The organism is Megasphaera hominis (assembly GCF_014269395.1).
Classification (GTDB): Bacteria; Bacillota; Negativicutes; order Veillonellales; family Megasphaeraceae; genus Megasphaera; species Megasphaera hominis.
In genome coordinates, this window is record NZ_JACOGK010000013.1 from 36,454 (window position 1) to 50,399 (window position 13,946).

Sequence of the window (13,946 nt, forward strand, 5' to 3'; positions counted from 1 at the left end):
ATATTTTATAAATATATTATTCTTAGCTTTGCCGGTCCGGCATCTGGCCAGGGGCAAACTTGTATTTCACAGGTATACTATAGTATAATTGGTATACTAAAAGGGGAGAGTTCCCGTTTAGTATATTCTCTTTCGTAATAGAAAGTGAGGAATTCCTGTTGAACCGGATTGTACGCAGCGTACTGCACGCCTTGGAAGAAGCCGGGTATGAGGCTTATCTGGTCGGCGGTGCTGTGCGTGATATATTGATGCAGCGCGAACCCCATGATTATGATGTGACTACATCGGCGCGGCCGGAAGAAATCCGTGCCGTCGGGGCGGCGCAAGGCTGGCATACAGTAGAAATAAATAGCGAACGTTTTGGCATTGTCGTCCTTGTCGTCGACGGCATGACCATTGAAACGGCGACCTTTCGCGGTGAAGCCTATGGTGCAGACAGTCATCGGCCGGCTTCGGTCTGGTATGCAGACACTTTGCGGGAAGACGTGTTACGCCGTGATTTTACGGTGAACGCCCTGGCGATGGATCAATATGGGACCGTATATGATTACGTAGGCGGACAGAAGGATTTGCACAAAAAGCGCCTGGTCACCGTCGGTGATGCTACGCGCCGCTTTACGGAAGATGCCCTGCGTCTGTTCCGTGCCTGCCGTTTTACAGGCCAGCTCGGCTTTATACCGGATAAAACAATGCTGCGGGCTATGCCGGCAGCTTTTTATCGCGTACAGGGGCTCTCCTTGGAACGGGTCGTACAGGAAATTGACCGTCTCATGCTGACGCCGGAGGTTAGCAAGGGCCTCGATGTGCTCGTGCGGAGCGGGCTGGGGGCTTGCAGCTGCCGGCAAAAGGAAAACGGTGTTTACCGGGAGGTCCCCATTTTACCGGAACTCAGTCACTTGCCGGAAACGCCCCAGTCCCGGCCGTTTCATGTGTTTGATGCCTGGTTCCATACGCTGGCGGCGGTAGCGCATACACCAGCCGATTTGACGATCCGCTATGCCATGCTGTTTCATGATGTAGCTAAGGGCCTGCCCGGTATTCGCGGCATCCATAAGGGCCGTTTTACCGACTATGGCCATGACAATAAAGGGGCGGAAATCGCGACGGCTATTTTGACGCGCTGGGGGAAACGTCCGGCCTTTGTGCAACGTGTAGCCTGGCTCGTGCAGACCCATATGAAGTTTCATTATTATGCCAATACGGGCGAAGGGGACTTGGCGAAATGGCTGCGCCATGAAGCGCTGCAGGGACCGTTTCGCCGCACAGACGAACTGACCGATGCGGTAGAACAGGCAACAGCCGTAGCTGTCGGTGATATTTGGGGCTGCGGCCGTACGGAAGCCAATACCCAAGGGACAGAAGAATTCGGCCGCTTCATGGCTGACCTGGCCCAGGCTATGCCCGTTTCTACCAAAGACCTCCATTACGACCGGCGCCTTACTATGCAGTGTGGTAAAGAAACCGGCGCCTGCCTGCACAACCTGTTGCAGCGTGTGCAAAACGGACAGCTGGAAAATGACCCGGATGTATTGTATGAGGCAGCCGAAAAATGGCTGAAACGACAGGGTGAAAAAAATCATGAAGACCAAACAAGATAAAAAAAGAGACAACCAGATGCGCCGGCGCATGTCCAGTTGTATTATCTGCATGTTTATCCTTGTCGTACTGATCTTTGGCGAGTTATTCTGGCTGCAAGTCGTACGGCGGGCGGATATGAATGCCATGGCCGATGCCCAATCCGAAGAAAGCCGGGAAATTACGTCGCCCCGTGGTACTATTCTTGACCGCGATGGCCGCGTCCTGGCGATTAGCGAAATGGCAAAGTCGCTTTATGCCGACCCGACAATGATTAACCGCTCACCGGCAGAAATGGCTCATCTCCTGGCACCGTATCTGAGTATTAGCGAAAGCCAGATTCAGGAACGGCTGCAACGGGACACGGCCTTTGTCTGGCTCGACAGAAAAATGGACCACGATAAATACGAAGCCGTAGCCGAACTGATCAAGGATCAGAAACTGCAGGGCCTGCGCTTTAATAATGAAAGCCACCGTTTTTATCCGAATGGTACGATGGCAGCCCAGCTGATCGGCTTTGTCGGCGAAAACGACCGTGGCTTAGACGGCATAGAAATGGTCCTCGACAAGGAAATCAAGGGGGATGTAGAACGCTATCAGCTGTTGACAGACAGCCACAATATCCCTATTTTGGATTCGGCTTTGGAAAAAATACTGCCTAACAAAGAACGGTCCGTACAGCTGACCATCGACAGTACAATCCAGTATGTGGCAGAACAGGGTCTCGATGGCATTATGAAACGCAATCATCCCTCTGGTGCTGCAGTCATCGTCATGAATCCTAAAACGGGAGAAATCCTGGCCATGGCCAGCCGTCCGAATTTCGATCCTAACGACTATGGCAAGGGCAACCAGGAAGCGTACAAGAACCGGGCCGTCGTCAATTTGTATGAACCGGGCTCGACGTTCAAGCCGATTATGGCAGCCGCCGCCTTGGCATCGGGAAAATGGGATGTCAACCGCGTGTATCACGATGTGGGCTATATAGACATTGACGACCGTACGATCCACAACTGGGATGATGCGGGGATGGGCAATGTGACGCTGAAGGAAATCATTAAGTTTTCCATTAATACGGCCATGGCCTATATCGGCATGCAAATGGGCGGTAAAATAGAAACGGAATATGCGCATCGCTTTGGCTTTGGCCAGCCCACAGGGATAGAGCTGCCAGGCGAAGGCTCAGGGATCCTCTTTGACGCTGATTCGATGAGCAAAATCGATGAAGCGATTATGGCTATTGGCCAAGGGAATGCCGTAACGCCCTTACAGATGGTCCAGGCGTTTGGTGCCATTGCCAATGGCGGCCATATGATGAAGCCCTTTGTTATTAAGGAAATTGATAATCCCGATGGGTCCATTTATAAAAAAGCAGAACCCGTCGAAGTAGGACAGCCTATTTCGCCGGAAATCAGCCAGACGATCAGTAAAATTATGGCCGAAGAAATCGCATCTGGCGGCGGGCAAAATGCCAAGGTTGACGGCTATGCCTTTTGCGGCAAGACCGGTACAGCCCAGCGCTTGAATGCAGAAGGCACAGGCTATGCGGAAAATCAGTATATTGGTTCTTTCGTCGGCTTTGGCCCTTTGGAGGACCCGCAGTACGTCGTACTGATCGTCGTAGATAATCCGAGTGGTGTATACTATGGTGCCCAAGTAGCGGCGCCGGTGTTTAAAGAAATGATGACCCAGATTGTCCGCATCAAAGGTTTGCGGCCTACGGAAGCGACGTCCTTAGCGGGGCTGCCGCAAAAGGCGGACACGAAGGCTAAACCGGCCCGGGTGATTCCGGATATAAAACGATCTGATGCAGGGGTCCTGGTGCCTTCATTCCTGGGCTGGGATAACCGGGAAGTCAATGACTGGCTCGACCGGGCAGGACTGGGCTTCGTACCGAACGGTGCTGGTCATGCTGTGTATCAGAATCCGCCGGCAGGTACCTACGTGCCGGATGGCTCTGATGTACAGGTTACGTTCTTACAGTAAGGGGGAGATTTTTATGGTTATATTAGATGGCAAAGCCGTGGCTGCGTTTCACCGAGAGAAGGTGGAACGGCGGTTATATGATTTTCAGGAACGCCATATACAGCCGGGACTGGCGATTATCTTAGCCGGCAGTGATAAACCTTCTGATTTGTATGCCCGGTCGCTGCAAAAGGTAGCTCAGGGCGTAGGATTATCAGCAGAAATTTACAGGCTGGCAGAGACGGTATGTGAACACGATCTGATCTCTATGATCACGCATTTTAATGAGGACAAAAATATTTTTGGTATTCTCATGATGATGCCTTTGCCGCGCCATATTGATGCGGCAAAAGTGATTAACTGTATCAGTCCGGAAAAGGACGTCGATGGCCTGACGGACAGCAACATAGCCCGTCTCTTTTCGGGCCGTCCCGGGTTTGTTCCCTGTACGCCCCGGGCTGTTATGGCAATTCTGGATTATTATCATATTTCTTTGACGGGGAAAGAGGTGGTGATTATCGGGAGAAGTAATGTAGTTGGCAAACCTTTGGCGCAGCTTTGCCTGAACCGCAACGCTACGGTGACGCATTGTCACACACGCACGCGCGATTTAGTAGCAGCTGCCCGGCGGGCTGATATTTTGATCAGCGCTGCCGGCTCACCGGGACTGGTAACGGCAGATATGGTAAAACCAGGCGCCATCGTCATCGACGTGGGCATTAACCGGGTAGAAGGGAAGACCGTAGGTGATGTAGAATTTGAGGCGGTTTCACAAATCGCCGGCGCAGTAACACCCGTACCAGGTGGCGTAGGAGCCGTGACAACCATGATGGTATTGGAAAATGCTGTGTGCGGCATAGAAAACAGAGCATAAATTAAATTTATCTGAATGAAGGTGTTAGCATGCATTTAATGGATAATTTTCTTATTTATTATTTGCAACGATTCGACAAATACTGCTTTGATGTAGTATTGCATGGGAAACATTATACGATTGGTACGGGCGAACCCTTATTTCGCGTTATCTTTCATAAAGACATCCCAAAGAAAGAATTGCTGACTTCGACTTCTTTATCCTTAGGGGAAGCTTTTATGCGGGGGGATTTGGAAATTGAAGGAGATTTATTCACAGTATTGGAATGTCTGCTCGAACAGGTAGATCAATTCTCCTTAGACAGAAGTGCCGTCAATTCGCTTCTCTATCCGTCGGAAGACAAAACGACACAGCGGGAAGAAGTATGCTCCCATTACGACTTGGGCAATGATTTCTATAAGCTCTGGCTCGATCCGACACTGAGTTATTCCTGTGCGTATTTCAAGCATGATGACGATACGCTGGAAGAAGCACAGAAAAATAAGGTTCATTATATTTTATCCAAGCTGCACCTGGAAAAGGGACAAAGCCTTCTCGATATTGGCTGCGGCTGGGGCTACTTACTCATTGAAGCCGCGCAAAAGTACGGCGTCAAGGGCTATGGCTGCACCCTGAGCCATGAACAGTGGGCTATGGGACAGGAACGGATCAAGGCATTAGGCCTGGAAGATCAGGTCCATATCGATCTTCTCGATTACCGTGATCTGCCCAAGAAAGATATCAAGTTCGATCGCGTCGTCAGTGTAGGCATGCTCGAACACGTAGGCCGTTCCCAATTCGAACGATATATGAATGTCGTCGATAAGGTCATGAAGGACGGCGGGCTCTTCCTTCTCCACTACATCGATGGCCGGGACGAACAGAACAGCAATCCGTGGATGCGTAAGTATATTTTCCCGGGCGGTACGCTGCCGACTATCTATGAAATCGTGGAATTGGCCTACAAAGGACCGTTCCAGCTCCTCGATGCAGAAAGCCTGCGCCGGCACTATTACAAGACGCTGAGCTGCTGGTACCACAATTTCCAGAAGGTCCGCGCCCAGGTAGCCGCAGATAAAGGTGAAGAATTTGTCCGCATGTGGGATCTCTATTTGTGCGGCTGTGCTGTAGCCTTCTATATCGGCTATATCGATGTACATCAGCTCCTCTTTACGAAGGGTACGAATAATGACCTGCCTATGACCCGGTGGTACTAAAAAGTAAAGATTCCGAATCAATAAAAAGTGCTACCATTTCAGGAAAAAATGATTCTTAGGTAATATACAATTCGCTTTGTTTATGCTATACTATTCGTATAAGATATGATATGGAACGAAGCGTCCATTCATGTTTTCTACGGTATCGTTTTATCTCTGAAGGGGGTAAGGAACATGGCAGTAGAATTTTACAAATGCGAATTGTGCGGTAATATTATTGCAGTCATCAAATCCGGTGGCGGCACGAATCTTACGTGCTGTGGACAGCCTATGGTACATCTCGTACCGGGATCGGTTGATGCAGCGACGGAAAAACATACGCCGGCTGTAGAAAAAGGCGATAAGATGATGCATGTAACGGTTGGCTCCGTAGAACATCCTATGCTCGACAACCATTACATCGAATGGATTGCCTTAGCCAGCGAAGGTAAACTGCTCTTTAAATATCTGAAACCGGGTGAAAAACCGGAAACAGAATTCCATCTCGTCGGTTCCGGTACAGTATATGCATACTGTAATCTGCACGGCCTGTGGAAGACAGAAATCTAAGTATCAGGCAGTATGTGGCGGGCCCGCTTTCACGGGCCCGCTTTTTTTTGCAATACATATGAAAAGGAGAACGCAATTGTGAAAAAAATATGGCTGATCCGCCACGGTGAAAGTACAGCAAATGCCGGAGCTGCTACGGAAGACCATCGTACGATTCCCTTGTCTCCGCTGGGAGAAGAACAGGCTAAGGCTGTCAGCCTGATCGTGCCCCGCCCGGATCTTATCATCACCTCACCGTACGCACGGGCCCGGCAGACGGCGGCTCCCTTGTGCCGCCTATATCCGGACGTGCCTGTAGAGGTTTGGCCGTCAGTGCATGAATTTGTATACCTTTCACCCCGTACCTGCGTAGGTACGACGTCGGCCCAGCGCCGGCCCAGGGTGATTGCGTATTGGCGCAATCTGAACCCGGACTATGTGGATGCCGGTGATGCAGAGAGCTATAGAGACCTCGTGTCACGCATTACAGAAACCCTGTCAGCTCTGGAAAAACGGCGTGAGCATTTTATCGTCATTTTTACGCACGCCCAGTTCATTCGCAACCTGCTCCTCGTCCGGCACGAGCCCGGTTTGGCAGCAGCTGCCTATATGCACCGCTTTTTGCACAGCCCGGCCATCAAAAATGGCCAAATTGTTGAAATCACGCTGCCCTGATCCAAGGGCGGATAAAGTTGACAGGGATTCGTAATTGTGATAGAATAACAACACTGCATTGTGTGCAGAAAATATCTAATTATTTACTATGAGGTGATGTAGAAATGGCAACGAGGAGAGACCCGCGTTTTAAGGAATGTCGCCGGTTCGGACTGAATGTGTACGGACATCCTAAGGCATTAAAACGCGTTAAGAAAGATCAGCGTCAGAAGAAAATGTCTGAATATGGTACACAGTTATTGGAAAAACAGAAGCTCCGTGCATATTACAACTTGCTGGAACGTCAGTTTGTCCGTTATTATGATAAAGCTAAGAAGATGGAAGGCGTTACAGGCCAGAACATGCTGAAACTGCTGGAATGCCGCCTCGATAACCTGGTTTATCGTATTGGCTTCGCTAATTCCATCCGTCAGGCTCGTCAGATGGTAAACCACGGCCACATCCTTGTCGATGGCAAGCGGTGCGATATTCCGTCGGCTAACGTCAAAGTGGGTTCCGTTATTTCCCTGAAAGAAAGCTCTCGTTCGAATGAAATGTTCAAAAAATCTTTCACAGAACTGAAATCTTTCGATGTCGCTTATATCGACAAAGACTTCGATAACTTTGCTGGTACCCTTACCCGCATTCCGGAACGTGACGAACTCCCTATCGAAATCAACGAAACGCTTATCGTCGAATTGTACAGCAAATAATAATCATATTTGGCGATACACAAACCTATGCAGAAAACAGGAAACCTTCGGGTTTCCTGTTTTTTTATGCTGTCGTGCGGCTCCGTTTGTGATACATTGCTTTCCGTGATACAATCGAAGTATCATTTTGTTACTTACGAGGAGGAGTTTGTATGAAATCCCGCATTTATATTATTGGCTGTGGCGGCACTATTGCCGGCCGGGCCGGTGCTGCTGATGAATTGCTTGGTTATCAGGCCGGTGAAGTTTCTGTTGCCGAATTGATCGCGTCCGTACCGGCACTGGCTGAATACGCCTCTATTGCAGGCGAACAATACTGCAATATCGATAGTTCGTCTATGACGGAAGAGCTATTGACCGGTCTTTCCGCACGGATTCAGGCCGTAGCAGACCGGGACGACGTGGACGGTATCGTCGTGACGCACGGTACGGATTCTATGGATGAAACGGCCTATTTTCTCAATCTGACTGTGCATACGCACAAGCCCATTGTGATCGTCGGCGCCATGCGTCCGGCTACGGCCATCAGTGCCGATGGCCCGCTAAACCTGCTGGAAGCAGTACGGCTTGCAGCCTGCCCGGAAGCCGGTGACTATGGCGTTTTGCAGCTCATGAATAGTTCTATCTGCGCGGCCCGGTACGTAGAAAAAACAGATACGACCCATGTCCACGCTTTTTCTGATGGCCAGCTGGGGTATGTGGGCTTTATGCAGGACGGTGTCCCCGTTTTTTATCAAAAGCCTTTACGTAAGCACACGTATACATCTGAATGGACGTGCCAGGCTGGGAAACGCCTGCCGGCAGTCTGGATCATCTATTGCCATATCGGCATGAGTGAAGACCTCATCGAAGCCGCTTTGGCAGCCCATGTGGAGGGACTCGTATTTTGTGGTTTTGGCCATGGCAACCTGCCTCTTTATCTTAAGGAAGGGCTCGAAAAGGCCCTAGGCCAGGGCGTCGTCGTTGTCCGTGCGACGCGGGCTTCCGGCGGTATCGTCAGTCCTGTGCCGCAATGGCCCGGAGTCGTCGGTGCCGATAATCTGTCACCGCAAAAGGCACGCCTCCTGTTACAGCTCATACTGGAAAAGACACACGATCCGGAAGCTGTGCAGCAGTACTTCCAGCTGTACTGACAGGCGTCAGCCTTGTGACACGGCGTGCTATATGATAAAATATGATAAATAGAGTCAATCATCAGACTGACCTTGTTTGGCCTGATATAACGAGTACTATAGACCTTGGATAGGAGTGGGATACCATGAAAAAATATACGAAGTTTCTGGCAGTAGCAGCCCTTGCCGCGGCCATGAGCAGTGGCGCCATGGCTGCAGGAACTGTCAGTGGTTTACAGGATATTGACAGCTATTGGGGTAAGAGTGCAATAGAATATTTCTATGATAATCATTATATTAGCGGCAGCAACGGGTATTTCTATCCGAATGATCCGATTACGCGGGAAAGCATTGCCTCCATTTTGGATAATATGCTGGGTGAAAACGATACTGTCCTGCGCTCTGATTTTAAAGACGTTCGCGGCCGCTGGTCTGAACGGGCCATTGCCTCACTCGTAGATAAACAGATTATGAGCGGCTATAAGGATAATACGTTCCGCCCGACACAGGATATTACGCGTCAGGAATTTGCCGTTATTGCCTACAATTATATGAACTATAAGGGCATTATCGTGCAGGATACGGCAACGCCGTATACCGACGAAGCGTCCATTGCGCCGTGGGCGAAAAAAGCCGTCAATACGTTGTCTGCTGCCGGCTATATGCAGGGTGCCAACAACTATTTCCAGCCGAACCAAAAGGTAACCCGCGGGGAAGCTGTTAACGTCCTGTATCGCATTATCAACAACAGCCAGGGCAGTTCGGAAAAGCAAAATAGCCTGCAGACACAGGTCTTTAAAGACGTGACTGACGTGTACGGGTCGGTCAAAAACTTTGCCAAGGATGGCATTATGTACTGGATGGATAATAAACTTCACGTAGGCGTGAAGACCAAGGCTAACCAGGACAAGCTGGAACAGGTCATTGCTACGGATTCGGCAATCCCTGCAGGCAGTGTTATTGTCCAGCGTTCGACGTACAGCTATAACGACTATAAAAATATCAAAGCCCAGGCAGAAAAAATCTATCGCGCAACTGAACCGACGGGCACGGCTGTAGAAACAAAAGAAGATTATTTGAATGAACGCGTAGACTTGATCGTCCCGTCGATCAGCAAAGAAACACAAGCGGCGTTAAATAAACAACTGGGCAGTGTACTGCGCATTGTCATCCAGTAATCAGGCAGGAGGAATAATCATGGTTAAGCGAAAGAAAGTTTTGGCTGTCTTGACAGCCCTCGTTGCCTGCACGTCTTTTTCTGTGTTCGCAGCTGCGCCCTATACCGATCTGGGCGGCTTGAAGAGCCGCGTGGCGATCGATTATCTCTACGATAATAACTGCCTGTCCTTTGCGCCGGGCACAACCTTTTCACCACAGCAGGTGCTGACCCGTGGCGATTTGGCACAACTTATTTATGGCACGGCTTTGAATTTGCCGACAGCACCGTTGAATTTTACAGATGCGCCGTCTCCGAAGGCCAACGATGCGATGGCTGCCGTTGCCTCCCATGGCATTCTGGAGGGCTATGCGGATGGCTCCTTTAAACCTGACCAGCCGGTAACGCGGGAAGAATTTGCTGCTGTGTTATACCAGTATTTAAAGTACTGCGGCCTTACGGATGTCTCGCGTACAGTAGCACCCTATGCGGACCAGGCCTCTATCGATGCAGCAGACCTGGAAGCGGTACAGTACTTGCATAATAAAAATCTCATGCTTTCCGCAGACAACCTGTTTCGTCCCAAAGACGGCATAACCCGGGCGGAAGCAGCGGAAACTATGTACCACGTGAGCCATTCTGACGGCGATTATGTATCCCATGTCGATGTAGAACGGCAGGTCATCCGGGCGCTCAACGCGGAATATGGCAGTATGCCTGCCTATTTCCAGCAGGGGACGCTGTACTGGGATGGCAATAAACTCGTCTTGGGTATGAAAACGGGACCGCATATGTTCCTCAATCAACGCCTGAAACGGGATGTCAGCCGCTATGATGTGCTGGAAATCCGTCCGGCCCGCTTTGCCCGGAGTGATTATGACCAGCTCATGATGCGGGCTATTAATTGCATTGTTTCGGAAGAAGGCGTGCAGAATTATATCGGGGCTATGCCTGATTACAAGGCAGAACAAATTGACGTGATCGTGCGCCGGCCTTTAGCAGCTTCGACCTTACAAAAATTGGAAGAACGCGTAGGTAAAGGCATTGTCAGAATTCGGGATCTTCAGACCATTGCGGCGGCTAAGCCGGCAGTCCAGGCAGGCGACGCAACGGACGAAGACCTGACGGATACGCAGACGAATACAGATCGTGATGGCGCTAATGTGTACTCACCGCTGTATGATACGGCTACGAACAAAGCTGTCGATTCAGTTATTCAGGATACGATTAAATAAAAAAACAACCTGTTCCTCTTGAAGGAACAGGTTGTTTTTATTAGTCGCCAGAAAGGAGGAGCGTCTGTAATTCTTGCGGCGTCTGTACGAGGTAGTCCGGCTGCAACGCTTCCAAAAAGGCCGGATCCCGGAAACCCCAGGTGACGAGGATAGAATCCAGGCCGGCATTATCTGCTGTGCGCTTATCTACCTCCGAATCGCCTATGTAGACGGCGTCTTCCTGGGCACAGCCCAGGCGCTTTAAGGCTTCCCAGACCATATCCGGCGCCGGTTTCTTTTGATAAAGCGGCGATTCACCCAGAGAAAACGTAACCAGGCCGGAGAAGAACTCTTCGTGCAGCGTCGTCACGGCAGCCTGGCCCTTGTTGGAAACGATCGCAGTCTGCCGTCCTGCGTCTTTTAGAGCCTGTAATAATTCGTGAATACCGGCGTACAGACAGGTGTGGCCGGCGCAATGAGCGCCATACCAGTCCTTGAATTCCCGGGCCAATTGTTCTTGTTCCGCCACCGGCAGATCAGGGACGGCCCGCTGAATCAGGCCAATATAGCCATAGCCCAGGCAGGCACGGACTTCCTGACTGGTTTTTTCCGGGAGTCCGTGCTGCCGGAAAATGTGAGCTAAGGAGTGGGTTAATTCATCTAACGTATCGAGGACAGTTCCGTCCATATCGAAAATAATCGCTTTATATGGTTTCATAATACATGCCGGAATCGGCATAAGGCCTCCTTTGTTTAACATGCTTTTTATTATACCACGGAATGGGGACAGAGACGAAAAATTACGTCATATCTGCCTTTTTCTAAACTGGAAGTTGTGTACTATCTATGGTAAAATAGGGCTTAAGATTATGTTATAGGTTATAGAGGAGAGGATGAAATGTCTAGTTATTTGCCGTATATCATACTGGCAGGCGTAGTACTTGTTTTTTTCGTTATTTGCCTGATTTTCTTTTCCGGCAGCAAGGCTGAAAAAAGCCATAAAAAGCAGGAACGGGAAGAAGCCCAGCAGTTAGCGCAAAAGAAAGCTGAAGAAAAGGCCGCATGGGCACAAATCGAAGCCTTGCACAATGAACGGCAGGCTGAACGGGCTACAGCCCGGTCGCATACAGCGCCGGTACCCAAGATATCGACGGTAACCGTGCGGGAACGCCGGGAAAATCCGGAAGAAACCGCTTTTGTTACGACCAAAGGGGAAGCCGTTCGCCAGGATGGCCATATTGTCTATAAGGCTGCGGACACGCAGCATAGCCATAAAACGGCAAAGGATAACCTCGACGCCACACGGGTCTTGTCACGTGATGAAATCATCGAGGCCATGGATAAAGTAGATAAAGAAGAAGCAGCGGCTTTCAAGGCGGAAGCAGAGGAAGCCAAAAAACGCCGTGAAGAGGAAGCAGCCCGGGCAGCGGAAAAGGAAGCGGCAGAACGCCAGGTTGCTGAAGCAGAGCGCCGCAGAAAACAGGCAGAAGCTCTGCGCCAGCGGCAGGAACAGGCTGCGGCACATAAGAAGGAAGAAACAAAGGAGGCCGGCGACCCTTCATTAGCTCACATGGCTGCCGTCGTTTCGGCAGACCTGGCAGCTAAAAATGCGCCTGCCGGCGAAGCGGCAGCTACAGCCGCCACGACAGTCATTCCTGCTGTCAAGGTAGCGGCTGCTGTTGCTGACAGTGCCGGCGACCAGACACAGATTATGCCGCCCGTGAAGGCAAGAACACACACCCTCTCATCCAATGCACCAGGTGATGAAACACGCCGCATGGAACCTGTACAGGTAGATACAGCCAGCAAAGATACCGGTGCGAACCGGCCTGTACAGGCTGCGGGCAAGACTACGGACAGACGGACCCAGAGCCGGGCTGCGGCAGAGGCCAGAAAAAGCCCATGGGGCAATGAATTACCGGCATCGGGAACAGAAACACGCCCTGTGTCCCACGATTCGATCTGGGCCTCGGATACGGTGGAAAATTCTTCTATTATCCGCGAATGTGCCCATCACTTCATGGGTCAGTATGGCATTGCCACAGAAGAATTTCAGCAGAATGTCAACAATATTACAGCAGCAGCCTTTAACCGTGTGGGCTGCAAAACCGATGCCGAACGGGAAAAGATGGTAGCACCGCTTATCGTACAGGAAGCCCTGCAGAATTTGCAGAAGGCCTACGTGTCGGATCCACAGGATTATGTTGCCACAATGGGACTGCGTGCCTTTTATGATATCGTCTGCTGCCCTGCCGTTTCTACACGGCACCTGGTAGCCATCGATGCCCTGAAAGTAATGCCTTACCTGAACCGTTCCCATTATCAGATTTTGGCTCTCTTGTTGCTCTTCCTTTACTCGCGTAATTCCCACAATGTAGATAAGGCGACATTTGGCCAATACATTGATAAATACGTCATGCCTTTCCTCGATCATTTTCCGACGGAACGGCCCTATTATCAGCAGCTCGACTATTTACATTGTACGGCGCTAGAAACGAAGGAAACACGCTTTGCCGAAATTCTGGCAGACTCGTATCCGCTCTTGTTCCGTTACCGTGGCTTTACAGAAGAAGAACTGCGCAAGGCCTTGAAAGGACAGCGGATTCCGCGGGAATATATCGTTCGCTCCTTTAATTCACCGCTCATCAAGTTAGCTCTCGTCGATGATACGATGGCTATCCGCTACTTCCGCACAACCGGTATTACAGAACGGGAAATGCAGGACCGTCTCTTGCGTCTGGCTAAAAAACGGCCGTGTAATTTTGCCGGTGAGGAAGCCCTGGATGTCATGGAAGATATTTCGCCTATCCTGGCCGACTTGGGAGATATTTGGGATAGCACGCTCTTACGGATTTCTACTCTGTCTCTCTTGGGCCTCTATTTGGCACAAGGCTATGTGAAAGAAACCATTGGTGAAGAATTTGACCTGTCACGCTGGTTTGAATAAGGAGGCAAGGGT

Annotated in this window: 12 protein-coding genes; 11 read left to right on the forward strand and 1 reads right to left on the reverse strand. The window is 50.4% G+C overall.

The window, feature by feature from the left end; genetic code table 11:
• Positions 1-158 precede the first annotated feature (158 nt).
• The 10 genes from H8J70_RS05650 to H8J70_RS05695 all read left to right on the forward strand — a co-directional run bounded on the left by H8J70_RS05650 (position 159) and on the right by H8J70_RS05695 (position 11,008).
• Positions 159-1,598: a CCA tRNA nucleotidyltransferase gene (locus H8J70_RS05650; protein ID WP_186502886.1), complete on the forward strand. Its 1,440-nt coding sequence runs from the start codon at positions 159-161 to the stop codon at positions 1,596-1,598.
• Positions 1,579-3,561 carry a penicillin-binding transpeptidase domain-containing protein gene (locus tag H8J70_RS05655; RefSeq protein ID WP_186502887.1) on the forward strand — a complete coding sequence of 661 codons (1,983 nt, stop codon included), beginning with the start codon at positions 1,579-1,581 and terminating at the stop codon, positions 3,559-3,561. The genes H8J70_RS05650 and H8J70_RS05655 overlap by 20 nt, the downstream gene beginning before the upstream one ends.
• A gap of 13 nt (positions 3,562-3,574) precedes the next feature.
• Complete coding sequence (locus H8J70_RS05660; RefSeq protein WP_186502888.1) at positions 3,575-4,414, forward strand: bifunctional 5,10-methylenetetrahydrofolate dehydrogenase/5,10-methenyltetrahydrofolate cyclohydrolase; 840 nt, start codon at positions 3,575-3,577, stop codon at positions 4,412-4,414.
• A gap of 29 nt (positions 4,415-4,443) precedes the next feature.
• A complete protein-coding gene (locus tag H8J70_RS05665; RefSeq protein ID WP_186502889.1) occupies positions 4,444-5,610 on the forward strand; it encodes a class I SAM-dependent methyltransferase in 1,167 nt (388 codons plus the stop codon).
• Between the two features lie 174 nt (positions 5,611-5,784).
• Positions 5,785-6,159 (forward strand): desulfoferrodoxin family protein, encoded by a 375-nt coding sequence (locus H8J70_RS05670; RefSeq protein ID WP_186502890.1) that lies wholly within the window; start codon positions 5,785-5,787, stop codon positions 6,157-6,159.
• A 78-nt stretch (positions 6,160-6,237) separates the two neighbouring features.
• Positions 6,238-6,813: a histidine phosphatase family protein gene (locus H8J70_RS05675; protein ID WP_186502891.1), complete on the forward strand. Its 576-nt coding sequence runs from the start codon at positions 6,238-6,240 to the stop codon at positions 6,811-6,813.
• A gap of 104 nt (positions 6,814-6,917) precedes the next feature.
• Complete coding sequence (rpsD, locus tag H8J70_RS05680) at positions 6,918-7,505, forward strand: 30S ribosomal protein S4 (protein WP_186502892.1); 588 nt, start codon at positions 6,918-6,920, stop codon at positions 7,503-7,505.
• Between the two features lie 152 nt (positions 7,506-7,657).
• Positions 7,658-8,638: an asparaginase gene (locus H8J70_RS05685; protein ID WP_186502893.1), complete on the forward strand. Its 981-nt coding sequence runs from the start codon at positions 7,658-7,660 to the stop codon at positions 8,636-8,638.
• A gap of 125 nt (positions 8,639-8,763) precedes the next feature.
• On the forward strand, positions 8,764-9,795 hold the full coding sequence (locus H8J70_RS05690) for an S-layer homology domain-containing protein (protein WP_186502894.1): 1,032 nt from the start codon (positions 8,764-8,766) through the stop codon (positions 9,793-9,795).
• A 19-nt stretch (positions 9,796-9,814) separates the two neighbouring features.
• Positions 9,815-11,008 (forward strand): S-layer homology domain-containing protein, encoded by a 1,194-nt coding sequence (locus H8J70_RS05695; RefSeq protein ID WP_186502895.1) that lies wholly within the window; start codon positions 9,815-9,817, stop codon positions 11,006-11,008.
• 40 nt (positions 11,009-11,048) lie between these two features.
• Here the strand turns inward: H8J70_RS05695 and H8J70_RS05700 are convergent, their stop codons facing one another.
• Positions 11,049-11,726 (reverse strand): HAD family hydrolase, encoded by a 678-nt coding sequence (locus tag H8J70_RS05700; protein WP_246415279.1) that lies wholly within the window; start codon positions 11,724-11,726, stop codon positions 11,049-11,051.
• A 159-nt stretch (positions 11,727-11,885) separates the two neighbouring features.
• On the opposite strand from H8J70_RS05700, the gene H8J70_RS05705 reads away from it, so the two are divergent.
• Positions 11,886-13,934, forward strand: coding sequence for an LPO_1073/Vpar_1526 family protein (locus H8J70_RS05705; protein WP_186502897.1), 2,049 nt, complete (start codon positions 11,886-11,888; stop codon positions 13,932-13,934).
• Positions 13,935-13,946 lie beyond the last annotated feature (12 nt).

Bases quoted from the DNA above. Each gene is read 5' to 3' on its own strand.
- H8J70_RS05655 (WP_186502887.1), top strand. From the start codon at position 1,579: ATGAAGACCAAACAAGATAAAAAAAGAGACAACCAGATGCGCCGGCGC.
- H8J70_RS05660 (WP_186502888.1), top strand. From the start codon at position 3,575: ATGGTTATATTAGATGGCAAAGCCGTGGCTGCGTTTCACCGAGAGAAG.
- H8J70_RS05665 (WP_186502889.1), top strand. From the start codon at position 4,444: ATGCATTTAATGGATAATTTTCTTATTTATTATTTGCAACGATTCGAC.
- H8J70_RS05670 (WP_186502890.1), top strand. From the start codon at position 5,785: ATGGCAGTAGAATTTTACAAATGCGAATTGTGCGGTAATATTATTGCA.
- rpsD (WP_186502892.1), top strand. From the start codon at position 6,918: ATGGCAACGAGGAGAGACCCGCGTTTTAAGGAATGTCGCCGGTTCGGA.
- H8J70_RS05685 (WP_186502893.1), top strand. From the start codon at position 7,658: ATGAAATCCCGCATTTATATTATTGGCTGTGGCGGCACTATTGCCGGC.
- H8J70_RS05690 (WP_186502894.1), top strand. From the start codon at position 8,764: ATGAAAAAATATACGAAGTTTCTGGCAGTAGCAGCCCTTGCCGCGGCC.
- H8J70_RS05695 (WP_186502895.1), top strand. From the start codon at position 9,815: ATGGTTAAGCGAAAGAAAGTTTTGGCTGTCTTGACAGCCCTCGTTGCC.
- H8J70_RS05700 (WP_246415279.1), bottom strand. From the start codon at position 11,726: ATGCCGATTCCGGCATGTATTATGAAACCATATAAAGCGATTATTTTC.
- H8J70_RS05705 (WP_186502897.1), top strand. From the start codon at position 11,886: ATGTCTAGTTATTTGCCGTATATCATACTGGCAGGCGTAGTACTTGTT.